Source organism: Nocardia tengchongensis, from assembly GCF_054781395.1.
This window is the reverse complement of record NZ_BAAGUM010000015.1, coordinates 396907-419931: the sequence shown is the minus strand read 5'-3', so window position 1 is coordinate 419931 and position 23025 is coordinate 396907. Positions and strand designations below refer to the sequence as shown.

The 23025-nt window shown below is 70.2% G+C and carries 20 protein-coding genes and 2 pseudogenes; 10 read left to right on the top strand and 12 right to left on the bottom strand.

The annotated features are described in order from the left end of the window. Positions 1 to 305 precede the first annotated feature (305 nt). Together ACYVKL_RS28450 and ACYVKL_RS28445 are read left to right on the top strand one after the other, a co-directional pair. Positions 306 to 1223, top strand: a complete 918-nt coding sequence (locus ACYVKL_RS28450) for a universal stress protein (protein WP_379166200.1) — start codon at positions 306 to 308, stop codon at positions 1221 to 1223. Then, the gene (locus ACYVKL_RS28445) at positions 1220 to 2743 is read left to right on the top strand and encodes a bifunctional aminoglycoside phosphotransferase/ATP-binding protein (RefSeq protein ID WP_379166199.1); all 1524 of its coding nucleotides are present in this window, start codon (positions 1220 to 1222) and stop codon (positions 2741 to 2743) included. Before ACYVKL_RS28450 ends, ACYVKL_RS28445 begins: the two co-directional genes overlap by 4 nt. Before the next feature lie 290 nt (positions 2744 to 3033). Here ACYVKL_RS28445 and ACYVKL_RS28440 read toward each other — a convergent pair whose 3' ends face one another. Together ACYVKL_RS28440 and ACYVKL_RS28435 are read right to left on the bottom strand one after the other, a co-directional pair. Next, positions 3034 to 3291, bottom strand: a complete 258-nt coding sequence (locus ACYVKL_RS28440) for an SHOCT domain-containing protein (protein ID WP_379166198.1) — start codon at positions 3289 to 3291, stop codon at positions 3034 to 3036. A 30-nt stretch (positions 3292 to 3321) separates the two neighbouring features. Next, complete coding sequence (locus ACYVKL_RS28435) at positions 3322 to 4083, bottom strand: SDR family oxidoreductase (protein WP_379166197.1); 762 nt, start codon at positions 4081 to 4083, stop codon at positions 3322 to 3324. 179 nt (positions 4084 to 4262) lie between these two features. Here ACYVKL_RS28435 and ACYVKL_RS28430 point away from each other — a divergent pair, with 179 nt between their 5' ends. The 3 genes from ACYVKL_RS28430 to ACYVKL_RS28420 are packed head-to-tail and all read left to right on the top strand — an operon-like array spanning position 4263 to position 7029. Further along, positions 4263 to 4970: an SRPBCC family protein gene (locus ACYVKL_RS28430; RefSeq protein ID WP_379166196.1), complete on the top strand. Its 708-nt coding sequence runs from the start codon at positions 4263 to 4265 to the stop codon at positions 4968 to 4970. Beyond that, positions 4967 to 5968: an Acg family FMN-binding oxidoreductase gene (locus ACYVKL_RS28425; protein ID WP_379166195.1), complete on the top strand. Its 1002-nt coding sequence runs from the start codon at positions 4967 to 4969 to the stop codon at positions 5966 to 5968. The genes ACYVKL_RS28430 and ACYVKL_RS28425 overlap by 4 nt, the downstream gene beginning before the upstream one ends. 17 nt (positions 5969 to 5985) lie before the next feature. After that, the gene (locus tag ACYVKL_RS28420) at positions 5986 to 7029 is read left to right on the top strand and encodes a zinc-dependent alcohol dehydrogenase family protein (RefSeq protein WP_379166194.1); all 1044 of its coding nucleotides are present in this window, start codon (positions 5986 to 5988) and stop codon (positions 7027 to 7029) included. A gap of 136 nt (positions 7030 to 7165) precedes the next feature. Here ACYVKL_RS28420 and ACYVKL_RS28415 read toward each other — a convergent pair whose 3' ends face one another. The 3 genes from ACYVKL_RS28415 to ACYVKL_RS28405 are packed head-to-tail and all read right to left on the bottom strand — an operon-like array spanning position 7166 to position 10148. Beyond that, a complete protein-coding gene (locus ACYVKL_RS28415; protein ID WP_379166193.1) occupies positions 7166 to 8614 on the bottom strand; it encodes a wax ester/triacylglycerol synthase family O-acyltransferase in 1449 nt (482 codons plus the stop codon). Positions 8615 to 8632: 18 nt separating this feature from the next. Next, a complete protein-coding gene (locus ACYVKL_RS28410; RefSeq protein WP_379166192.1) occupies positions 8633 to 9532 on the bottom strand; it encodes a universal stress protein in 900 nt (299 codons plus the stop codon). A gap of 28 nt (positions 9533 to 9560) precedes the next feature. Then, the gene (locus tag ACYVKL_RS28405) at positions 9561 to 10148 is read right to left on the bottom strand and encodes an Rv1733c family protein (protein WP_379166191.1); all 588 of its coding nucleotides are present in this window, start codon (positions 10146 to 10148) and stop codon (positions 9561 to 9563) included. A gap of 202 nt (positions 10149 to 10350) precedes the next feature. Between ACYVKL_RS28405 and ACYVKL_RS28400 the strand changes: the two genes are divergently transcribed. Together ACYVKL_RS28400 and ACYVKL_RS28395 are read left to right on the top strand one after the other, a co-directional pair. After that, positions 10351 to 10947, top strand: coding sequence for a TetR family transcriptional regulator (locus ACYVKL_RS28400; RefSeq protein WP_357196850.1), 597 nt, complete (start codon positions 10351 to 10353; stop codon positions 10945 to 10947). 30 nt (positions 10948 to 10977) lie between these two features. After that, positions 10978 to 11631 (top strand): enoyl-CoA hydratase-related protein, encoded by a 654-nt coding sequence (locus ACYVKL_RS28395; protein ID WP_379166189.1) that lies wholly within the window; start codon positions 10978 to 10980, stop codon positions 11629 to 11631. A 13-nt stretch (positions 11632 to 11644) separates the two neighbouring features. On the opposite strand, the gene ACYVKL_RS28390 is transcribed toward ACYVKL_RS28395, so the two are convergent. Both ACYVKL_RS28390 and ACYVKL_RS28385 read right to left on the bottom strand, forming a co-directional pair. Further along, positions 11645 to 12277 (bottom strand): response regulator, encoded by a 633-nt coding sequence (locus tag ACYVKL_RS28390; protein WP_379166188.1) that lies wholly within the window; start codon positions 12275 to 12277, stop codon positions 11645 to 11647. Beyond that, positions 12274 to 13578, bottom strand: a complete 1305-nt coding sequence (locus ACYVKL_RS28385; RefSeq protein WP_379166187.1) for a sensor histidine kinase — start codon at positions 13576 to 13578, stop codon at positions 12274 to 12276. The genes ACYVKL_RS28390 and ACYVKL_RS28385 overlap by 4 nt, the downstream gene beginning before the upstream one ends. Before the next feature lie 261 nt (positions 13579 to 13839). On the opposite strand from ACYVKL_RS28385, the pseudogene ACYVKL_RS28380 reads away from it, so the two are divergent. The 3 genes and pseudogenes from ACYVKL_RS28380 to ACYVKL_RS28370 form a co-directional block, all read left to right on the top strand. Then, positions 13840 to 14346 (top strand): annotated as a pseudogene (locus ACYVKL_RS28380) (multicopper oxidase domain-containing protein); the annotation flags it as partial. Positions 14347 to 14975: 629 nt separating this feature from the next. Then, positions 14976 to 15248 (top strand): annotated as a pseudogene (locus ACYVKL_RS28375) (cupredoxin domain-containing protein); the annotation flags it as partial. Positions 15249 to 15284: 36 nt separating this feature from the next. Beyond that, positions 15285 to 15413 carry a hypothetical protein gene (locus ACYVKL_RS28370; RefSeq protein WP_379166736.1) on the top strand — a complete coding sequence of 43 codons (129 nt, stop codon included), beginning with the start codon at positions 15285 to 15287 and terminating at the stop codon, positions 15411 to 15413. Positions 15414 to 15438: 25 nt separating this feature from the next. Here the strand turns inward: ACYVKL_RS28370 and ACYVKL_RS28365 are convergent, their stop codons facing one another. The 5 genes from ACYVKL_RS28365 to ACYVKL_RS28345 form a co-directional block, all read right to left on the bottom strand. After that, a complete protein-coding gene (locus ACYVKL_RS28365) occupies positions 15439 to 16341 on the bottom strand; it encodes an alpha/beta fold hydrolase (RefSeq protein WP_379166186.1) in 903 nt (300 codons plus the stop codon). Between the two features lie 20 nt (positions 16342 to 16361). Next, the gene (locus ACYVKL_RS28360; protein ID WP_379166185.1) at positions 16362 to 19610 is read right to left on the bottom strand and encodes a crotonase/enoyl-CoA hydratase family protein; all 3249 of its coding nucleotides are present in this window, start codon (positions 19608 to 19610) and stop codon (positions 16362 to 16364) included. Between the two features lie 120 nt (positions 19611 to 19730). Next, positions 19731 to 20582 carry a GNAT family N-acetyltransferase gene (locus tag ACYVKL_RS28355; protein WP_379166184.1) on the bottom strand — a complete coding sequence of 284 codons (852 nt, stop codon included), beginning with the start codon at positions 20580 to 20582 and terminating at the stop codon, positions 19731 to 19733. A gap of 185 nt (positions 20583 to 20767) precedes the next feature. Next, a complete protein-coding gene (gene mshC / locus ACYVKL_RS28350) occupies positions 20768 to 22006 on the bottom strand; it encodes a cysteine--1-D-myo-inosityl 2-amino-2-deoxy-alpha-D-glucopyranoside ligase (protein WP_379166183.1) in 1239 nt (412 codons plus the stop codon). A 217-nt stretch (positions 22007 to 22223) separates the two neighbouring features. After that, entirely contained in the window at positions 22224 to 23024 is an 801-nt protein-coding gene (locus ACYVKL_RS28345; protein ID WP_379166182.1) for an SCO1664 family protein, read from the bottom strand. Position 23025 lies beyond the last annotated feature (1 nt).

Here is a 23025-nt window from a genome sequence, read left to right as displayed (position 1 = left end):
ATCTCGCCGCCGCGGATCGGTCCCCAGAGACCTAGGTCACGGCCGGTCCGGGCCCTCGGGCCCTGATTCCGGGGCACGGAGACGTCGCGGGTGCGCGAGCACCGGGCCGAATCGGTTCGGGAAGCGACGCGCCGACCACGGCCGGGTAGGCGACGCCGGCGGGAACAGGTTCTGACACAGCTGATTTCACGCCCGACCGGGGTCGGCCGGCAGGGTTGGGGTAGTCGGCGGGCGGGGACCCTCGTCGTCGCGGGAGGGACCGAAGTCCTCTGTTCCGCCGAGAGCACGAGGGCGACGCTGGAGGCATGGATACCGATGTCTCCACCTCGCGGCCTGCGGTTCACCCGGCGGAATTCGCGCGGCGGCAGCCGGTTATCGCCGGCATCGACGGATCCCGCGCCGCGATTCGCGCCGCCGAGTGGGCGGCCGCGGAAGCCAGGTCCCGGCAGGTTCCGCTACGGCTGATCGCGATCGTGCCGGCCATCGACAAACCCGCGTTCCGGGCCGGCGGTAGCCGCTACCGCTATGCCCTGGAGGCACTCGAGGCCGCGCGGCGGGCAGTGCTGGCCCGCTACCCGGACACCGGCGACGTTCCCGCAGGGATCGCCCTCGAGGTCAGGCGTGGTCAGGCCGAGCACGTGCTGCTCGAGCTGTCACGGTCCGCGGCCCTGATCGCACTCGGGTCCATCGACATCGGGTTCTTCGCCCACCTGGTGCTCGGCTCCACCGCGTTGTCGGTCACCCGCGACGCGCGGTGCCCGGTCGCCCTGGTGCGCCCGGCCGCGACCGCGAACGGGGACGTACTGGTGGTCGTCACCGACTGGCATTCCGCCGAACCTGCTCTGACGACGGCCTTCCGGGCAGCCCATGAGCGCGGCGCCGATCTCGTCGTGGCGCGGGTCTGGCCGGGGCGGGCGTGGTCGGGCCGCGAGGAGTGGGGCACCTCCCCCGCGCTGATCTCCGACTCACAGATCAGGTCCTGCCAACGCGATTTCCCCGAAGTGCGGTTCCGGCCGGTGACCATGGTCGGCGACGTGGCGACCGCGGTCGAGCGGTTCAGCGCGACGGCCCAACTCGTCGTGGTCACCCACGATGTCGACGCGATCGGCCCGGCCCGGCTCGGGAGGGTGGCCCAGGACCTGGTTTATCACTCGTCCTGCCCGGTGCTCGTGCTCCCCGGCACGCCCGCCCCGGGGGTCGACTCCGAGACGGTCCACCGATGACGGCCACGGCCGAGCCGCCACTGGAAAGTGTTGCCCAGGCGCGCCTTTCGCCGGAGATGCGCGAGACCCACACCGGCCTGGTGGTGCTGTTCGGAGACCGCGCGTACAAGGTGAAGAAGCCGGTCGCCACCGACTTCCTGGACTTCTCCACCGCCGCGGCCAGAGACCGGGCGCTGCGGCGTGAGCTCGAACTGAACCGGCGCTGGGCCGCCGACGTCTATCTGGGACTGGCCCAGCTCACCGATCCACTCGGCGGTCCGGCCGAACCGGTGCTGATCATGCGGCGGATGCCGGAATCGCGCCGGCTGAGCACGCTGGTCGCCAACGGCGAGATCGGGCGCGATCAGCTCGCCGAACTGGCCATGATGCTGGACCGGTTCCACCGCAACGCGACCCGCGGGCCCGCGATCGATCAGGCCGGAACGCCCGACGCGCTGCGCCGGCGATGGGAAGTGCTGCTGCACGGCTTGCGATCCCAGCCGAGCGATGAGCTCGATCCCGCGGATGTCGCCCGCATCGAGCACCTGGCCCTGCGCTTTCTCGACGGCCGCGCGCCGCTGCTGGCCGAACGCGTCGCGGCGGGCCGGATCCTCGACGGCCACGGCGATCTGCTGACCGAGGACGTCTTCGCCCTCCCCGACGGATTCCGGATCCTGGACTGTCTCGACTTCGACGACGCCCTGCGCTACGTCGACGGTCTCGACGACGCCGCATTCCTGGCGATGGATCTCGAATTCCGAGGGCGGACAGCGCTTTCGGAAGGATTCCTCGACGACTATCTGCGGGCGGCCGACGATGCCCCACCCGCCTCTCTGCGCCACCACTACCTCGCCTACCGGGCCACCGTGCGCGCGAAGACGAATCGCATCCGGTCCACGCAGGGCGATCCGGAGTACGCCGCCCACGCCCGCCGCCACGTGGACCTCGCACTGCGGCACCTGGAATCGGGCGCGGTGCGCCTGGCTCTGGTCGGCGGACTGCCGGGAACCGGAAAGTCCACTGTCGCCGCCGCTCTGGCGCACGCCACCGGGGCGGAGGTCATCTCCAGCGATACCGTGCGCGCGCAGCTGCGCGCCCGCGGAGCGATCACCGGAGCCGCCGGCGTGCTCGACGCGGGGGCCTACCTTCCCGAGGCCAAGGCCCGCGTGTACGCCCATATGCGCGAGCTCGCAGAGCAGAGACTCACGCACGGGGTCTCGGTGGTGCTGGATGCCTCGTGGATCGACGCCGCCGAACGCGCCCGCGCCGGTGCGCTCGCCGCCCGGACATCCAGTGATGTCATCGAACTACGCTGCGAATGCCCGCCGCAGGTGGCGGTCGCCCGCATCGAGAGCCGCCCCGCCGGGGACTCCGATGCCACCGGCGCCATCGCCGGCGCCTTGGCCACCGTCGCCGGGCCGTGGCCCGCGGCCACACCACTGGATACCACCGCGCCGATCGAGGCCACCCTGGCGCGAGCCACACAGGCATGGAACGACACCGAACGCCCGTCGAACGCCTCCCACCGCGCGCGCCCATAGCTCTGCCGACACCGACCAGGACCACCGCTCGAACCGGCCCCTACCCGACGGCACGGTGCCGCGGGTGCGGTACCGGAGACCTATGAGCAGCGCGCCGCGCCCCCAGCCGCCGGGGACCGCCACCGGGGTGAGGATCTCCAGCGGGGAGCCGTGCAGTTCCGCGTCCACGGCCGCCCGCGCGACCGCGAGTTAGGAGACGGCCGATCCGTCGGTCGCGACGACGATCGGCGGATTCAGTTGGCCGGCAGGGGTTTCGGAGGCAGCGGTCGACGCCTCTGCCCGCGTGCTCACTACGGTGCGCCGGCTGCGCGCAGCGCGGCGAGCCGCGTGCTGTACTCGGTCTCGTCGATCTCACCGCGCGCGAATCGCTGGGCGAGCAGCTCCTGCGGTGACGGGGATGCGGAGCGCGGTGTGGTGTCCCGATCGGCGATCGCGAATCGGATCGCGATGGCGATCCCGCCGATGACGAGGGCCCAGAAGATCAGCATGCCCACGCTCATCCAGGCGTAGCCCCAGCCACTCATATCGTGGTCGTTCCAATACATCATGGCGATGCCTCCCAATCGTTCGTTTCGCCGTTACCGGTGCTCTGCGCCGGACGCTTCGAGTGCCCCGGCCTGGCCGGTGGAGGCGCCGCCGTCGATCACGAATTCCGAACCGGTCGAGAAGGTCGCCTCGGTGATCAGGAAGCGGACCATCGCGGCCACCTCCTGTGGCTCGCCGAATCGCGGCAGGGGCTGGGTGGCGGCGATGGACTCGTCGATGTCGGCGGTCATCGCGGTGTGAATCGGCCCCGGGTGTATCGAGCACACGCGGATCCCGGACGAACCCAGTTCCAGTGCTGCGGCTTTGGTCAGTCCCCGCAATGCCCACTTGCTGGTGACGTATCCGCTGATACCGGCATAACCCATCAGGCCCGCGGTCGAGGAGACATTGACGATGGTGCCGCCGCCGGCGGCGCGCAGACGGGGCGCGGTCAGCCGGATGCCGAGCCAGGCGCCGAAGAGGTTGACGTCCAGGACGTGCCGGAACATGTCGGGCGATTCCGTCTCCACGGTCCCGAAGTCGAGGATTCCGGCGTTGTTGACCAGTGCGGCCAGCGGACCGAATTCACGTTCGGTCTCCTCGATCACTCGCTGCCACGCGCCCTCGTCGGTGACGTCGAGGTGATGGAACCGGGCCTGCGGCGCGAAGGTTTCGGCGAGAGCCGTCCCGTCCTCGACGAGCAGGTCGGCGATGACCACACCGAAGCCCGCCTTCACCAGTTCCGCGACCACCGCGGCGCCGATGCCGCGCGCACCGCCCGTGACGATCACGCTCCTGTCCGCGAACTCGGCCATGGCTTGTCCTCCGATCCGTGCGAATCCGCTGTTCGGTCACAGCATCCCGCGCCGGCCGGGGGTACCGAGACGGCCGAAAGTCACCGGTTCCGAGGGCGGATGCCGGGCCATCGGTCCCTGCGGTAATCCGGGCCGGCGGCCGAGGATCGATATCGACACCCATCGAGAGGAATCCACGCATGAGAACAGCGACCGCGACCGTGATCGGCATCGCCTCGGCCCTCACCGGGCTAGCGGCCGGCTACCGGCTCTTCGCGCGCACCAAGTGTGTGACCTGGGGATCGACGGTCGAAGAGGTCGGCCGCGTCATGCCGGGCGACGATCTGCTACCCGGCGCCGGCACCGTCACCACCCGCGCGATCACCGTCGCGGCCACGCCGGAGCAGATCTGGCCGTGGCTGGTCCAGATGGGGCCGGGCCGCGGCGGGGCCTACACCTACGACTGGATCGAGAATCTGCTCGGCCTCAACATGCACAGCGCCGACGAGATCCTGCCCCGGTACCAGCAGCTCGCGGTAGACGACGAGCTGCGGATGGGCGCCTCCGGCCCGGCGATGCGGGTGGCGGTGCTCGATAGCCCGCACGCCTTCGTTCTCGCTTCGACCGACCACCATTGGGTGTGGGCGTTCGGCCTGTACGCCACCGCCGACGGCACCCGGCTGATCAGCCGCAACCGCATCGCGCTCCCGGACGCCGGGCTGGCGCAACGGCTCTTCTACATGCTCGTCATGGAGCCCGGCAGCTTGATAATGGAGGCGAAGATGCTGCGTGGAATCAAAGAGCGTGCCGAGCGCACCCCACCACCTGCCCCGGTGACCAACGTCCCTGCTCAGCAGGCGCAAAGCCCGTATGTTCCGGACTGGCCGACGAGAACACTCGGAAGATGACCACCATGAACGCCACCCCGCTCGCCGTCCCCGACCACCGCACCCTGATGTCCGCGATGCGCCTGGCCTCCCGCGCGCCGTCGGTGCACAACACACAGCCCTGGCATTGGCGCTTCGACGGGGAACGCCTGCACTTGCATTCCGACCCCGACCGCGTGCTGATCACCGCCGACCCGCAGGGCCGGCAGCAGGTGATCAGCTGCGGCGCCATGCTGCACCATGTCCGCACCGCCTTCGGCGCGCAGGGCTGGCACACCGACACCACCCGCCTGCCGGACCCGCTCGATCTCGGCAAACTCGCCGAGATCAGCTTCCGGCCCTGGCCCGATCCCCCGGCCGGGCTAGTGGCCCGGGCGGGCGCGATCGACTACCGCCGCACCGACCGGCTGCCGCTGGACCCGCCCGCGCAGTGGGAGGCCGTGGTGCGCGCGCTGCGCATGCTGGTGTCCCCGCACTATGTGGACCTGGAGGTGCTCCCCGAATTGGTGCGGGACCGGCTGTCTGCGGTGTCCGAGCAGGCGGCGGCGCTGCGTCGGCACGACCAGATGTATCAGGCCGAAATCGGCTGGTGGGCAGGTCATTCCGGATTCCCGGAGGGGGTTCCGGCCGAGGCGCTGGTCTCCGATTCGGAGTTCGCCCGGGCGCGGGTGGGCCGGGCGTTTCCGCCCGCGCCGCGTTCCGCGCGCCGCCCCGGCACCGAGGACCACGCCCAGCTGATCGTCCTGAGCACCCCCGCCGATTCGGCCGCCGAATGGCTGGCGACCGGCGAGGCGCTCTCCGCGGTCCTGCTCGAATGCACCGTGGCCGGGCTTGCGACCTGCTCGCTGACCCACATCACCGAATTGCCCACGGCACGAACGATTCTCACCGGATTCCTGACCCAGCCGGGCACGCCGCAGATCGTGGTGCGCATCGGCACGCCGCCGAGCGACGAGCCGGAGCATCCGCCGACGCCGCGCCGCCCGCTGGCCGACACCTTGACCATCGACCGGCACTGATCGCAGGAGGAATTCCCATGCGAGCGATGGTCTTTCACGGTCCCGGCCAGAAGTCCTGGGATGTGGTTCCCGACCCGGTCATCACCCAACCCACCGACGCGATCATCCGGGTCGAGGCGGTCACCATCTGCGGCACCGATCTGCACATTCTCAAAGGCGACGTCCCCGAGTTCACACCCGGCCGGATTCTCGGTCATGAGGCCGTCGGCACCATCGTCGAGGTCGGATCGGGGGTCCACACTCGCACCGTGGGCGAACGGGTCCTGATCTCCTGCATCAGCGCCTGCGGCGCCTGCCGATTCTGCCGCGAGGGCCGTTACGGGCAATGTCTGGGCGGTGGGGGCTGGATCCTGGGCCACCTCATCGACGGCACCCAGGCCGAACTGGTCCGCGTCCCCTTCGCCGACACTTCGACCTACCCGATTCCCGACGGCGTCTCCGCCGAGCAGATGCTCATGCTCGCCGACATCCTGCCCACCAGCTTCGAGGTCGGCATCCGCAACGGCGCGGTGCAACCGGGCGACACCGTCGCGATCATCGGAGCGGGCCCGATCGGCCTGGCGGCGATCCTCACGGCCAAGCTCTACAGCCCCGGCCATATCGTCGCGATCGACCTGGCCGACAGCAGACTGGACGCCGCCGCGAAACTCGGCGCGGACGTCATCGTCAACAGCGGTCGCGACAACCCCGCCGACGTGATCCGCGAACTGACCGGCGGCCTCGGCGCGGACGTCACCATCGAAGCCGTCGGCATCCCCGAAACCTTCGAAGCCGCAGTCGAACTCGTCCGCCCCGGCGGCCACGTCGCCAACATCGGCGTCCACGGCGCCCCCGCCACCCTGCACCTCGAGCAGATCTGGATCCGCGACCTCACCATCACCACAGGCCTGGTCGACACCAACTCCACACCCCGCCTGATCGACCTCGTCGCCAACGGCCGCCTCGACCCCGCCGCGATGATCACCCACCGCTTCACCATGAACGAATTCGGCACCGCCTACGACACTTTCGCGAATGCCGGCGAGACCGGCGCGCTCAAGGTAGTCGTCACCGCCGAGTAGAGCCGATGCGAACGCCGCTCTCGATCCCAGGTTCGCGGAGCGAGCGGGTCAGGTCGCCACGACGGCGAGCAGGATCGCGCCCGCCACTACCACCACGAGCGCTGTCGCGAAGGCGATGAGTGCCCAGCATTCCTGGTTACGACTGAATTTCGTTGTCATAGCCGCACTTCCTCGGTGTCTGGTTCTGCTTCGAGCGAGAGAGACCAGGAGCGGTTGCCACCGTGTCCTCCGTCCGCTGGTGCTGCGAGCGTGCCCGCGCCTCCGCGAGCAGGTCGGCAATGGCGGTGTGGATTCCGTCCGCGATCCGTTCCAGATCCGGGGTCGAGTCGTAGTCGCCGGTGATGCCGAAGGTCAGCTGGTCGCGGTAGCTGAGGATGGCGATGCCGGTGCGCAGGCGCATGGCGATGGGAATGGCGGGCATCAGTTCCAGCACTTCGCGTCCCAGTACGGTGAGGGTGCGGCGCGGGCCGGGGATGTTCGTCGCCACCGCAGTCACGCCACGCTGGGGCAGGTGCGACCACAGCCGCATACCCCAGGCGAACGGGGCGAACGGCAGCCGCCCGGCCAGCGCGAGCAGCGACTCCTCGGCCTGCGCCGTGCCGCTGGACTTGTGCCGGGCCATGCGCTGATGAATCGTGGACAACCGTTCCACCGGGTCGTCCAGGTGCAACGGCAGCAGGGACAGGACCGCGGAAACACGGTTGTTCAGCAGTGATTTCGCGTCGGCGGCCCGCATCGACACCGGCACCAGAATGCGCACGGTATTGCCGCTGGGTTCCTCCCCGCGCCCCAGCAGGACGTCACGGTACGCCGCGGTCACCGCCGCGAGCACGACATCGTTGACCGTCGCGTCGAGGCCGCGGCCGATCTCGCGGATCTCCGCGAGGGAGGCCCGGGCGATCGCGTAGCGCCGCTGCCGGCCGATCGGCCCGTTGAGCGAGGATGCCTCGGGCACCGAGACGAACGCGGCTACCACCGGAACCAGGCTGCGCACCATCCCCATCGCGTACCGTGGCATATCCAGTGGCAGTCGCAAACCGGTGCGGACCAGGTCGAACCAGCCCTGACTACCCGGCGCGTCGCTCTCGGGCACCGTGCGCGGACGCGGATCGGATGTCGTTGCATCGCAGAGTCTTTCGAACAGGCTCACTCCGGAGACGCCGTCGACGAGGCTGTGGTGCGCCTTGACGATCAGCGCCCAGCGCGCATCCGCCAAGCGTTCGACGACGACGCATTCCCACATCGGATGATCGCGATCGAGGCGTTCGACGAGTTCACCGGCGACGAACTCCCGCAATTCCGTTTCGTCGGCCGGTTCGGGCAGGGCCGCCCACCGAATATGGTGGGCCAGATCGAAGTTCGGATCTTCCTCCCACACCGGCACGGTCAGATCCAGCGGCGCGCGCCGGATGCGCTGGCGCAGGCGCTGGTTCGCCGAGACGCGTTCGGCCAGCATCGCCGCGAATTCGGTCCGGTCCGGCGGCGTGCCGGCCAGGATCGCCACCGCCGCGATGCCGAGGCTGACGCGCCGGTCGGCGTCCTCGAGTTCGATGAATCCCGCGTCCAGCGGCTGTAATTCGGTCATGACCGATACCTGATCTCGTTATGTGCGGACGACGATCGTCGGGGTTTCGACGTTGTGCAGCACGGTGGAACTGGTGGAACCGAGCAGCATGCCCGCGAATCCGCCACGGCCGCGGCTGCCGACCACGACCAGTTGCGCGCGCTCCGATTCCCGCAGCAGCGCCTGGTCCGGGCGTTCCATCACCAGCAGGCGACGGACCGTCACCTCGGGATAGCGTTCACCGAATCCGGCGAGCCGCTCGGAGAGCAGTTCGTTCTGCTGCGCACGCAGCGGCTCCCAGCCGATGAGCGGCACGTACGAGCCGAGGATGTCGGTCCAGGCGTGCAGCGCGGTCAACCCGACCTTGCGCGACGCTGCCTCGGCGAAGGCGAGTTCGAGCGCGGGCACGCTGTTGGGCGTGCCGTCGACCCCGACCAGCACCGGTTTCTCGACGGAGAGCGGGTCACTCGCCGCGGTCGCGTGGATCACCGCCACCGGGCAGTGCGCGTGCCGGATGACCGCGTCGGCCACCGAGCCCAGGATGCCGCGGCGGATCGCGCCGAGACCGCGACTGCCGACGGCAATGGACCGCACCTGCCGGGACTGCCCGAGCAGATAGCCGATGATCGGTTCGTGGATCACCTCGATGGTGATCTCGACGGCCGTACCCGGCGCTCCGGCGCGCGCCACGCGGCTCGCCTCCTCGACGATGCGCTGTCCGTCCCTGGCGAGCCACTCCCGATCGGCGGCGCCGAGCATTTCGCCGGGCACCTCGCCGACCGGCAGCGCGATCGAGGTGACGATGTGCAGTCCGCAGCCGTGCAGTCCGGCGTCCACCACGGCCCACAAGGCCGCCTGATAGGAGGTGGCCGAACCGTCGACGGCGGCGATGATCCGCGAACGTGTCTGCGCGGCACGAGGGTCGAAGTCGGCGGTCATGATCGGTGTCCTTCCGATGGTCCGGTGATTACGTTCCGATGGGACGGCCGAGCCCACGCAGCTCCGTCTCCCAGCGCACGGCGTGCAGACGTTCCAGCACCTTGGTCACGCACCAGAGCAGCGCCAGCAGCGCGCAGCCCACACCCACCAGCAACGCGACGCCGGTGCCGATGCCGTTCGTCACCGCCGACCCGGGCGGCTGGGGCGGATCGCCGGGCAGACCGTCGGGACCGAGCCAGGTCTGCACGGTCGAGCCGACCTTCGTGTCACGGCGGACTTCGATGGTCCCCTTCCGGAGGTCCCCGTCGCGCTTCCACTGGATCTGGGCCTCGAAATGCGCGGCCTGCGCGGGGCCGGCCGCCACGGTCTGCTTCGGCTCGGTCAGCACCGTCGCCGGGACCTCGGTCTTCGCGGCGTTCTCGACGCTGATGCGCTCGGCCGAACTGCTGTAGGTCGCGGTCCCGACGGCGGCGGCCACCGGCACGGCCAGCAACATCAGGGCGACCACCAGCAGGCGGAGCAGCGCCTCCCAGCGATCCGACACCCGCATGAGCGGGTTCGAATTCCACGGTCGCAGCCACCACAGCCGCCACACCAGCGAGGAATTGTGCGACATCGCCTTTCACCTCGTCCCTCGAGAACCGATCCGTCCCGTCCAGCATCTCGTGGCCGGGTCCACAGGTGACGGGCCGAAAGTCACCGAAAACGATTCCTCGGGACTCCAATCCCGATCCCAGAACACCGAATGGAACCGGCTCCGGGCAGCGCGGGCCCTCCAGACCTTCATAACAGAGCACTTGCTCTGTTATGGTCGATGTATGCCCCGGCCCCGCACCCACGACCCGGACCTGGTGCTCGACGCCGCCGAAGCCCTCGCGGTGCGCTCCGGGCCCGCCGCGGTCACCATCCGCGCGGTCGCCACCGCCACCGGCGTCTCCAACGGCGCGCTCTACCACACCTTCGGTTCCCGCGCGGAACTGCTGGGGCGCACCTGGATTCGCGCCGCCCACCGCTTCCTGACCCTGCAAGCCGAACTCGTCGCCGCCGCCGGGGACGGCATCGACGCGGTCATCGCCGCCGCCGAGGCCCCCGCCGAATTCGCCGCCCGCTACCCGCTCTCGACCCAGCTGTTCTTCCGGGTCCGCCGCTCGGATCTGCTCGGCGACGACCAACCCGAGAGCGTGCGCACCGAACTCGACGCCACCCAGCGCACCCTGGTCGAACTCATGAAGACCCTCGCCGGGCGGCTGTGGCAGCGCCGCGACGCCCACGCCGTGGACACCCTCACCATCTGCCTGGTCGACCTGCCCACCGCGATCCTGCTCGACCGCGACCGCCTCGCCAATCCCGTCGCGCGCCAACAGTTGCGGGCCGCCGTGCGCGCGGTCCTCGACATCGGGCCCGCACCCGCCTGAACCATCCACCCCCGCGCAGAAGGAACACCGATGACCACCCTCACCTACCGCGACAAGATCGCCGTTCTCGACCTCGGCGACACCGAGAACCGCTTCTCACCCGAGGTCCTCAACGCCATCGACGAACACCTCGACACCGTCCTCATCGACGGCGCCGACGCCCTGATCACCACCGCCTCGGGCAAGTTCTACTCCAACGGCCTGGACCTGGACTGGCTCTCCGCCCACGGCGAACGCGCCGAATGGTATGTCGCCCAAGTCCAAGCGCTGCTGGCGCGACTGCTCACCTTCCCCGTGCCCACCGCCGCCGCGATGCCCGGGCACGCCTTCGGCGCCGGCGCCATGCTCGCCCTGGCCCACGACTACCGCGTCATGCGCGCCGACCGCGGCTACTTCTGCTTTCCCGAAGCCGACATCCGCATCCCCTTCAGCCGCGGCATGGCCGCCCTCATCCAAGCCAAACTCACCCCCCGCTCGGCGATGGCGTCCATGACCACCGGCCGCCGCTTCGGCGGACCGGACGCCCTCGCCTACGACCTCGTCGACGCCACCGCCGACCTCGACACCCTCACCGACACCGCGGCCGCCCTGCTGGCGCCGATCGGCGCGAAAGACCAAGCGACCCTGGGCGCGATCAAAGCCACCATGTTCGCCGACGCCGTCAGCGCCCTGCACAACGCCTGACCCGCGGCACCGGTCAGCGGGTGCGGCGCACCGCGAACACCGCCAGCCGCACCCGATTGTCACAACCGGTCTTGTCCATCAACGCCACCAGATGCTTCTTCACCGTCGTCACCCCCAAATGCAGGCGTGCCGCGATCTCACCATTGCTCAAACCCTCACCCACCAGATCTAGTACATCGGCCTCACGTGGGGTGAGATCCACTGCGGTGGTTAGGGTTTCGGCAGGCGTCTCGACGGCACGCTGAACCAGGCGGCGCAACAGGGACGGGGAGAACAACAGCTCGCCCTCCATCACCCGCCGAATCGCCGTCAACAACGCCTCGGGCTCGGTGTCCTTGACCAGATACCCGCTCGCACCCGCCGCCAACGCCGGATACAGATGCTCGTCGTCATCGAAGGTCGTCAACACCAACACCTTCGGCCCACCCGCAACCCGGGCGATACACCGCGTCGCCTCCACCCCGTCCATCCCCGGCATCCGCAGATCCATCACCACCAGATCCGGTGCGCACTGCGCCACCGCCCGCACCGCACCCACCCCGTCCGCGGCCTCGCCGACCACCACCAGATCCGAAGTCGCCTCCACCAGCATCCGCAACCCCGCCCGCACCAGCCGCTGATCATCGACCAGCAATACGCGAATCACCGCGCACCCCCTCGAGGACGCGTGACACCGGGCGTCGGTGAGCCGGACCGCTGTGGCTCGACCGTTGTCACCGGCGCCCGCGATGCTTGTCGCGCACGATCAGACGCCGCGGCATAGCCCGGCGTGCCATCGGCAGAGGTGGCATCGTCGAGAACGGCCGCCGAATCCGCCGACGGCGTCTGGGCGGGCAGGACTGCGTCCACCACCCATTGCGGGCCGTGCGCCCCGGCTTCGAGGCGGCCCCCGGCCATCGCCGCACGCTCACGCATACCCACCAGGCCGTGCCCTGACACCGCCGGACCGGTCACACCGCCGCTGCGGACATCAAGTCGAACATCATCGGCGGTGCGCGCCACCACGATCCGCACCGGTACACCACGGTCGCCGTGCTTCATGACATTGGTCAACGATTCCTGCACCAACCGCAACAACGTCAACCGGGCGATCGCATCCAACCCGTCCAGACGCGCATCGATCTCGGCCTCGACGATGAACCCGCCTTGGCGCACCCGCCCCACGGCCCGCTCGATCTCGGTGCGCACCACCGCCGCATCCAGCAGCGGCACCGCCCCCAACACCGGATCCCGCAACGCCGACAGCAGCCGCCGGATATCGGTCAACGCGCCCGAGGCGGTATCACCGACATCGTCGAGCACCTCCGCGACCCGCGCATCGGTCCCGCCCAGCACCGCGCGAGCGACCTTGACCCGCAACACGATCGAGGCCATGTGATGGGCCACCAGGTCGTGCAGCTCGCGCGCCAACGCCGTGCGCTCCTCGGCGCGCGCGGTCACCTCCGCCGCCGCGGCACGCGCGGCCAGGCTCGCCGTCAACTCCCGCTGCCCCCGCAGATACAACCCCAGCAGCAGCGGCAACCCCACATAGGCGAGGGCTTCCACGAACGTGGCTCCCCGCCAGAACGCCGGCGCGTGCCCACCCCAATGCCCGGCCACCCATGCCGCCGCCCACACCGAACCCACCAGCAGCGTGGTCCGGACACCGCCGCGGGTCACCGCTTCCACCACCGCCAGCGCACCCAGATACGGCACCAGCTCCGAGGGCCCCCACGCCGGGATCACGAACATCGCCATCGCCAGCCCCGACAGCACCAGCGACATCGCCACCGGCCACCGACCGCCCACCGCGAACACCACACCCGCCGCCACAGCAATCATCCAGTAAACGGTCGGGACACGATATTCACCCGGGAACGTGCTCGCCGCCAGCAACACCGGAATCAGCAGCAGCGGCAGGAAACGCGCCACCTTCCAGCGGGGGGCGCGAGCACGGAGGACGGACACCAAACCACCGTAGAGACCCGCGACCCGGACATGCGCACACGGGTCGCGATAGCACAACGATTGCCGGTGGCACAAGACTCAACGGGCCGCACTCGAGGACGTGAACGCGGCCCATAGGAGGGGGAAGCGGCTCGTCATCACCAGCAGGCTGGACAGGACCCATCCACCCCGCACACGACGTGCCGACTCGAGCCGCCGCGATGTATCGACCCGGCGCCGCGCAGTGAGCTGTCGCTGCGCACGGACCCCAGGAGTGACCTCGTGATCTCGCGACGACGCCTGCTCGCCACCGCCGCCGCCCTACCGCTGGCCGTGACCACCACCGGCTGCACCGCGACCGGCTCTCGCGGCGAGGAAACCGGCAGCACGAAAGGCGCGGGCAATTCCGCAGATGCCGGATCCGGTACGACCAGGCCGCTGCCCGTCCCGCCGCTGGCCGAATCCCACCTCGACGCGCAGGGCGTACGCCACTTCAGCCTCACCGCACAAACCGGCAGCACCGAGTTCCGGCCCGGAATCGCCACGCCCACCTGGGGATACAACGGCTCGGTTCTGGGACCCACGCTGCGTGCGCGTCGCGGGGAAACCGTCGCGGTGACCGTCACCAACACCCTGCCCGAAGCCACCAGCGTGCACTGGCACGGCATGCACGTGCCCGCCGACGCCGACGGCGGCCCGCACCAGATGCTCGCCTCCACCGCCACGTGGACCCCGCGCTGGCGCATCGACCAGCCCGCCGCCACCCTCTGGTACCACCCGCACCCGCACGGCTCCACCGAGAAACACGTCTACCGCGGCCTGGCCGGATTGTTCTACCTCGACGACGAGGACAGCGACCGCCTGCAGCTACCCAACCGCTACGGCGTCGACGACATCCCCGTCGTCATCCAGGACCGCCGCTTCACCGCCGACGGCCACCTCGATGAAAAGCCTTCCAGCAGTTACGGATTGCTCGGCGACACCCTCACCGTCAACGGTGCGATCGGCGTCGGTCACGACCTCCCGGCTCGCCGCGCACGCCTGCGCCTGCTCAACGGATCCTCGAGCCGCCTGCTCGAGCTCGGTTTTCCCGACAATCGCGAATTCGCGCTCATCGCCACCGACGGCGGCCTGCTCGCCACCCCGGTCACCCTGACCCGTCTGCTGCTCAGCCCCGGCGAACGCGCCGAAGTCATCATCGACCTCGACTCCGGACACTCCGCGACCCTGCGCGCGTTCCCGGTCACCACCCGCACCGGCATCGACCGCCCCGAACGCTTCGGCTTCGACGACACCTTCGACGTCCTCACCCTGCGCGCCACCACCAGCGCACCCGCACCGGCCGCCCTGCCGGCCACGCTTGCCCCGATCATCGCGCTCGCGCCCGATGTTCCGGTCACCCGCGGCTTCGACCTGAAATGGTTCATGATCAACGGCGCGAAGATGGACATGAACCGCATCGACCTGACCATCCCCACCGGCGCCACCGAAGTCTGGTCGGTCACCAACCGCGAGGACTGGCCCACAACTTCCACATCCACGACACCCGATTCCAGATCCGCGCCATCGACGGCACACCGCCTCCGGCGCACCTGGCGGGCTGGAAGGACACCGTCTACACCGAACCCGCCCGCACCTACGAGCTGGCCATGCGCTTCCCCGGCCCCTCCGACCCCGCCCACCCGTACATGTACCACTGCCACCTGCTCCACCACGAAGACCAGGGCATGATGGGCCAATTCCTGGTCCTGGACCCCGGCCGGGCGCCCGCCTTCACGCCCGCACCGATGGGCGATATGCCGATGGGTGATATGTCCATGGGCGACAACGGGTCCGGCGCACACGGAGGGCACTGAGTCAGCGGATCGACGCAGGTGCCCCTCAGCCGGCGCTCGCCGCCAGCAGATGCGGCACCAGCAACGCCGCCACCGCCTCGGGCTGCTCGGCCTGCAGGAAGTGCCCGCATCCCGGTAGTTGCGCATGCTGCACACCCGCATGCTCTGCCAGTACCCGCTGTAGATCCGGGGACATGCACCCATCGGTGAGCCCGGCCAGCGCCAGGGTCGGCAGCGGGGCGCCCGGCGCCATCAGAATGTCGCTGAACTCGCGAGTGGGCCTGCGCGCCACCGTGAACAGCGACCGGTAATACCGCGTCGTCGCCCACGCCATTCCCGGATCGGTGAAAACCGCCCGCGCAGGCGCGAACTCGTCATCGGTGAACACCCACCCCGGCGACCATCGTCGCCACAACCCGCGCACCATCGCCGCACCGTGGCGGGTCAGCAACCGCGGCGACCACCCCGACTGCATCACCGGGATATAGGCCGACATCACCGCCTGCCGGGGCAGATACCGCCACAGCCCGGCCGCGACCCCACCCCCGAACGGCGGAATCGCCAACAACGTCAACGACTCCCACCGCCCCGGATCCTGCTTGGCCAGAATCATCGCCACGAACGCACCCCAGTCATGACCCACCACATGCGCGCGCGGCCCACCCAACTCCGCATGCCACGCCGCCACATCCGCGCTGACCGCCATCAGGTCATAGCGGGCCGCCCGCGCCACCGACCCCGGGGTGTATCCGCGCAACCACGGCATCAAAACCCGAAACCCGGCCCCCACCAGATGCGGAACCAACCCGTCCCAGGTGTGCGGGGTATCGGGAAACCCGTGCAACGCGATCACCAGCGGACCGTCCGCGGGCCCGACCAGCCGGGCCGACAGCTCCAGCCCGTCACGGTGCAGGGTCAGGGTGCGCACCTGCGCGTCATCGATCAGCATGACTATTGTCCTTCGAGGGGTCAGCGGCCCTGCCAGACCGGGGGACGCTTCTCCACGAAGGCACGCATGCCTTCTCCCGCGTCCAGCGACGACAGAGCCGCCGCGGCGACCTGGCCCTGCTTGGCGAACGCCTCGGCCACCGACCAGTCCGGCGCCTGCTCGATGATCTGCTTGCTCGCGTCGATACTCAGCGGCGCGTTCACCGCCACGCGCGCCGCCAACTCCAGTGCCGCCTCGAGCGCCTTGCCGGGTTCGGCGACCTGATTGATCAGACCGATGTCGGCGGCACGGGCCGCGGTGATCGGATCACCGGTCAGCGACAGCTCCATCGCGATGGCCCGGGGTAGGCGCTGGGACAGGCGTAGGACGCCGCCGCCCACCGCGACCAGACCACGTTTGGCCTCCGGGATACCGAAGGTCGAATCACTCGCCGCGACAATCATGTCGGCGGTCAGCGCCAGCTCGCAGCCCCCGGCCAGGGCCGGGCCCTCGACCGCGGCGATGAGCGGTTTGTGCGGCGGTTGGGACACGATGCCCAGGATGCCGCGCTTCTCGGTGACCGGAACCTCACCGCGCGCGGCGGCCTTGAGATCCATTCCCGCACTGAAGTATCCGCCCGCCCCGGTCAAGATCGCGATGCGCGCATTCGGATCGGCTTCGTAGGCGTCGATCGCCCGTTCCAGACCCAGCGCTGTCGCCAGATTGATCGCATTGCGCACGTGCGGGCGGTTGATCGTGATGATCATGATGTGGCCGCGGCGTTCGATCAGCACCGGCGCCGGCGGCGGAGGCGGCAGCGCGACCCGACTCAGGCCCGCAGCGCTCAACGCGGGCCGCTCCGCGGCGGCAGCTGCCGGTTCGGCGGCGGAAAGGGATGTCTCGGTGTCGGATCCGACTGCAGCGGACTCGGCGATGCCTGCACCGGAACCGGTCGTGCCGGAGCCGTCGGAAGCCGCTTCTGCGGTGTCGGAACCCGCTGCGGACGCTGCGGGCGACGCAACAGCGGGAGCAGCGGCGGAGTCGGCATCGGCGGACGTCGACTCGGTCGCCGGCGCCGGCGCCGGCGCCGGAATGATGGTGTCGCCCGCGACGGTGACCGGCAGGCCCAACCAGTCCTCATCGGTCAGGGCGGCCGGCAACTCGGAGTCGGTGCAGCGCAGCAGGACTCGGTCACCCTCCGGGGTCAGCACGCTGACGATCGCAGCCTCGGGACGGCCGTCGCGGCCGTAGGGCAGGGTGTAGGCCTCCACGACCGCGGGGCCCTCGTAGCCGGTCCGGGCCGGGCGCGACGCAGGATGCTCGATGACCGGGGTCAGGTGGCGGTAGGCGCGCGTGGGCGGGGTAGCCGAATACACGCCCAGGGCGTGTTTGGTCAGATACCAGCCCAGGGAGGTGGACAGACCGAAGGATTCGGGTTCGGCGCGCAGCCGCTGGACGAGCGTCGCTACCGCGTGGCCGCCGTAATTGTTGCCCGGACCGCCGCCGAAGGTCAGGCCGCCGGTCACCGACAGCGGGCGCTTGGGATCGTCGACGGGCAGGCCCAGCTCGCGCGCCGCGATCTGCACCGCCACCGGGAAACACGCGTAGAGATCGACGTGGGCCAGGTCCTCGGCCGCGATGCCGGCATGCTCGAACGCCGCCGCGCCCAGCGCCGCGATCGCCGGTGACGCGGCCAGCTCGGCGCGTTCGCTGACGAACCACTCATCGGTGCCCGAGGCGCCCGCGTGCAGGAACACCCACTTGTCCTGCGGGATGCCCGCGGCTTCGGCGGCCGCGGCCGAGGCGACGATGATGCCCGACGCCATGTCCACGGTCAGGTTCGCGCACTCGAGTTTGGTGTAGGGCGCCGAGATCATGCGGTTCGCCTCGGTCACCGCCGCGATCTCGGTTGCCGTGAACTCGTGCGGCTGCCAGGCATTCGGGTTGCCCGCCGCCACCGCCGAAAGCCGCGACCACAGCTCGGCCACCGCCGCCTCGTGCTCGGCCGCGGTGCGACCCAGCCGGTGCCGGTTGGCCGACTCGAGCAGCGCGTACATGTTGATGGGGGCCTGCAAACCGGCCGCGGACTCCGCGGCATTGTTGGCCGCCTTGTCAATCCCCACCGTGCGGGTCGGCGCCACCGACGCATCCTGCACCGGCCACCCCACCTCGACCCCGGCCCGCTGCGCCGCGGCCGCGGTGGCCCCGGCCTCCGCACCGGTCACCAGCACCAGGTCGTAGTCGCCGGCCGCGATCGCCGCGGCCGCCTCGTTGAGCACCAACTGCCCGCCGTCACCACCGAAAGGACTCGACTGCACCGTGTCCGCCGCACCCGCACCCACCGCGGCTGCCACCAGCGCACCCAGATCCCGGTACTGCCACGACGTCGGCGCGACGCTGAACACCGCGTCCGCGCGCGCCAGCAGCTCCGGCCCGGCACCGGTGTCCTCGGCCGCCGCGCGCAGGGCGCGCACCGCCAGCTGTGAGGGATCACCGTAGGCCGGGTCGGGTGTGCGTTGCACGATCTGCCCGACACCCACCAGCACCGGGGTCGTGGGAGCCAGCACGGTCCCGGAGGCCCGGTGCCGCACCGCCTTCCGCTCCGCGCGCCCCGGCGCGGCCGCGGGCCCGGGCGCTCCCATCGCCGCGGGCAGACCCGCCAGGGAATCGGTGAGCGCGTCGCCCAGCGCGCGAGCCACCGTGCCACCCAGCGGCCCGTCGATCGGCTGCCCCGACAATCCGGCGTCGATGTACACCCGCGATCCGGACCCGTTGGGCGTCACCGTGATCCACAACCCCAGGCCCAGCCCCTGCGGTCCGTGCCCGCGCAACCCCAGCCCACCGTCACTGACCTCGGTGACCATCCACTCCACATCGGCTGGAATTCCCATAAACTTGGCGACCTGCGTGTACTCCACGCCCACCGCCGCCGACCCCGGCGCCTCACCGCGCCAGCCGGCATGGAAGGTCACCCATTCCGGAAGCCGCTGCAGCTGCGCCAGATACGCCAGTGTCGCCGCGGCCCCGGTGTCGAGGTCGCAGTGGGCGTGGGCGGTGCGCGCGTAGTCGTCCAGCCCGGCGGGCAGCGTGTGCTCGGGGGCCGCCTGCGGTTCGGCGGGGCCACCGTGGCCGGTCATTCCGGCGATCAGCTCGCGCACGATGCGCGGATCACGGCGCACGGTGTCCAGCAGCGCGCTCCCGGCCCGCACCTGTTTGCGCAGCGACGCGCCCTTGCCCAGCCCTTGCTCGACTACCGCACGCACACGATCGAAACCCGGCACCGCACTCACGGCCCACCTCCTCGCTGAGGGTCCACACCATCCGGCCCTCACGGTATCGGCCGTTCACCCGTCCCGGGAAGAGCGAACGCGACTTCGCACCCCACCAAGATTCCGGGCGCGAATCGCCGTTCACAACTCGCGGGCGAACCAGACCTGATCCAGCATTCGGATCCCGTCGACCATCACCAGGTCGGAATACCCGGCGGCCGCGGTGAACACATCGGGCACCACTCGCGTCATCCGGAACCCACAGCGCTGATAGAACCGCAGATTCCCCACATCGGCGGTGGCCGTGGCCAACTCCAGCCGCCGCGCCCCCGCCGCGGTCGCCGCGGCCACCACCGTATCGATCATCGCCCGACCCACCCCGGTACCGCGCAGCGCGTGCACTACCGCGGTATTGACGATCTCCCACGTCGACCCGTCCGCATCGGCGGCGGCCTGAATGTGGCCGACCACCGCACCGGAGGCGTTGCGCGCCACCCACACCCGCCCGCGCCCGATATAGCCCGCCAGCAGCGACTCCGAATCCTCGGCCATCCGAAACGACCACGCGATCTCGGCACGGTCACCGGTGAACTCCTCGATCCGCACCGCCCCCGCACCCTCCCCGGGCGGCACCACGATCAGCATCCAGCCCTCGGGATCGAGCACCGCGAACGCCCCCGCCGCCACCCAATACGGATTGTCCGGAACCACCTCGCCCACACCATGATCGGCCAGCCGGGTCCGCAACGCCTCGAACCCGCCGCGCAGATACAGCACCACCGCGTGCTCGGGATCGGCCGGTGGCGGTGTCGGCGCACCGTGCAGGCGCACCAATTCCAGCTGCGCGGACTGCCCCGGCAACCCGAACACGAACCCGCTGTAGCCCGCGTGATCGGAGAACGCGAAAAGCTGCGCCAGCCCCACAATCTCCCGATAGAACACCGCGCACTCCTCGAGCCGGGCGGTCGCGCGCGCGAAACGCGCCGCACCCACCCTCAGCTCCGCCGCCACAGACTCCCGGGCACCCACCGACATTCCTCCTCGACACCGACGACACGACGCCTCCCAGAATGCGCCCACCCCCGTCGCCGGGGCGACTGATTTGCGCCGGGCCGCCCCTGGGAGACGACTGTGGCCCCGGGATCATCCCGGGGCCACAGTCGTTGGATGAGCGTCGCTCAGAGGCTGATACCGAGCAGCGCGTCGACCGCGTCACGGATCAGCGCCGGAGCGCCGGCGTCGGGGCCGCCGTAGGCGAGGGCCTGCTCGGCCCAGGAATCGACCGCCGCAAGGGCTTTCGGAGTGTCGAGGTCATCGGCCAGGTGGCGGCGCAACCGTGCCACGGTGTCCTCGGCGGCCGGGCCCGACGCCAGTGCCGCGGCGCTACGCCACCGCTCCAGACGGGCAACCGCCTCGGCCAGAACAGCATCCGACCATTCCCGGTCGGCGCGGTAGTGCCCGGCGAACAGGCCCAGCCGGATCGCGGCCGGGTCGGTGCCCGCGCGGCGCAGCTTGGACACGAACACCAGGTTGCCGCGCGACTTGGACATCTTCTCGCCGTCGAGCCCGATCAGGCCCGCGTGCACGTAGTGGCGGGCGAAGCGGCGGCCCTTGACCAGGGCTTCGGCGTGCGCGGCCGAGTACTCGTGGTGGGGGTAGATCAGGTCGCTGCCGCCGCCCTGGATATCGAACTCGGTGCCGATGCGGTTGACCGCGATCGCCGCACACTCGATGTGCCAGCCGGGACGGCCCGCCCCGAATGGCCCCGGCCACGATGGCTCGCCGGGACGCTCGGCGCGCCACAGCAGCGCGTCGATCGGATCCCGCTTGCCCGGCCGGGTCGGATCGCCGCCGCGTTCGGCGAAGAGTCGCTCCATGGTCGCGCGGTCGTAGCCCGACTCGTAGCCGAACTGTTCGGTCGCGTCGTGACGGAAGTAGATGTCGGGGTACTGCGGGTCGTCGACCACGTACGCCGCGCCCGAGGCCAGCAGCTTGTCGACCAGCTCCACGACTTCCTGCACCGATTCGATGGCGCCGATGTAGTCGCGCGGTGGGATGACCCGCAGCGCGGCCATGTCCTCGCGGAACAGGTTGATCTCGCGGGTGCCCAGCTCACGCCAGTCGATGTCGTCGCGTTCGGCCCGCTCGAACAGCGGGTCGTCGACGTCGGTGGTGTTCTGCACGTAGTGCACCTCGTGTCCGGCGTCGCGCCACAGGCGGTTGACCAGATCGAAGGTCAGGTAGGTGGCGGCGTGCCCGAGGTGGGTGGCGTCATAGGGGGTGATGCCGCACACGTACATCGTCGCGGTGGCGCCGGGGGTCACCGGGCGCACCTGCTTGTCGGCGGTGTCGAACAACCGCAACGCTGGTCCGGATCCGGGGACGGTCGGGACAGCGGTATCGGACCAGGACTGCATGAATCGAGGTTAACGCTGGGATCGCATGCCATTCCCGCCGCCCCCGCGCCGGTGTGCCGCACGACACGCGCCCGACCGGGCCGACCTGCACCCTAGTCGCGGCCACGACGGTGTCAAGGCTTGCAATCAGCGCGACGGGAACGTCGCGCCCGCACCGCGTCAGGATTGCCCGAATCCGGAATCCGGCCGCCCGAATTCGGGCCGCCGGTCCCGGTTTTCAGAATGCGGGCCAGGGAATCGGCCGCTGCGACAAGGGCATCGGCATCACCGGGTTGTCCAGCAGTTCACGCCCGCGCGCTTCCAGGGCCTCGATCTCGGCGTCGGTGATCAACTCCGCCAGCCGCTCACCCAGCTCGCCGGGCAGCGCCTTCACCAAAACCGTGATGTCGGTGAGCAATTCGTCGGCGACCGGTTCACCGGCCCAGCCCCACAGCACCGTGCGCAGCTTCGGCTCGGTGTGCAGGCAGATGCCGTGATCGACCCCGTACACGCGCCCGTCGAGTCCGGCCAGGGCGTGCCCGCCCTTGCGGTCGGCATTGTTGATCAGCACATCGAGCACCGCCATGCGCCGCAGCCCATCGTCGTCGGCGTGCACCAGCGACACCGGATGCCCGCCGGGATCCAACGCCCGCAACACCTCCCGATAGCCCTCGGGCACCTCGGCGACTGGGCACAGATCCACCAGGCCCGGGCCGGTCTCCTCGTCGGAGGTGTCGATCCAGCGCTGCACCATGCCGAGACCGAAAGGACCTTCCCGCAACACCGTTTCCGGGATCACGCCCCACCCCAGGGCCTGCGACACCAGATACGAGGCCACCTCACGCCCGGCGAGGGTGCCGTCGGGGAAGTCCCACAGCGGCCGTTCCCCGCGTTCGGGCTTGTACACCACCCGCGGCCCGCCCGGGCCCGCCTCGCACACCAGGGTGACGTTGCTGGCGGTGGTGACCTGACCGATCACGGTCAGCTCGGCGGCGTACAGCGGGTCGGGGACCGAGGGGTTGCCGGCCGGGGTCGCCATC